General features: G+C 70.7%; 1 protein-coding gene. It reads right to left on the bottom strand.

The genetic code is table 11. The features are described 5' to 3' along the window. A partial coding sequence (locus K7862_RS37085; protein WP_308012388.1) for a globin domain-containing protein occupies positions 1–475 on the bottom strand: 475 nt, incomplete at its 3' end. Positions 476–644: the final 169 nt, after the last annotated feature.

Below are 644 nucleotides of genomic sequence, written 5' to 3'. Positions count from 1 at the left end.
GCGTCCACGCGTCGCCCGCGAAGCGGGCCAGGGCGGCGAGCAGGCATTCGCCGACGGCCGGGTAGTGCCCGTCCAGCGCGCCGAACTTGCGGTGGTCCCGGCCCAGCCGGCTGCAGAACCGCACCAGGCTCTCCGGATCGTCCACCAGGTCGACGATCCGCAGCAGCCCGCGCAGCAGGCGGTCGCGCTGGACGTCGAGGTCGTCGGGGAACAGGCCGCGCACCTGCGGGTAGCGGGTGAACAGGATCGCGTAGAAGTACACGGTCATGTCCCCGGCCAACGGCCCGACGAGTTCGACGCTGGCGCGCATCAGGGCGATCTCGTCGTCGGTCAGCCGGGCCAGACGGGGCTGAGGACGCGGGGGAGCGGGCGGTACGTCGGCCGGGCCCGGTGCGGCCGACGGCGCGGCGGCGTCCTCGTCGGACTCGCCGCGCTGTCTCCTGGTTCCGAGGGGAGAACGAGCGGAGAATTTCACCGGGCACCGCCCGGTTCACGGGGAATCGGTATCAGCATGGAAAAGAGCCGTAGTCCAAGGGGTGAAGCCCCGAAGTGAGGGCTGCCGGACGCATCCCAGTCGCCTCTGTCGCGGCGTCAGGAATTCGTTCCGTGCCTGTCTGTCCGTTGTCCGGATGATTTCCGCGCCG

Origin of the sequence: Actinacidiphila acidipaludis, from assembly GCF_019890725.1 — a bacterium.
GTDB lineage: Bacteria > Actinomycetota > Actinomycetes > Streptomycetales > Streptomycetaceae > Actinacidiphila > Actinacidiphila acidipaludis.
The sequence above is the reverse complement of the archived record's forward strand: the minus strand, read 5'-3'. Positions and strand labels throughout refer to the sequence as shown.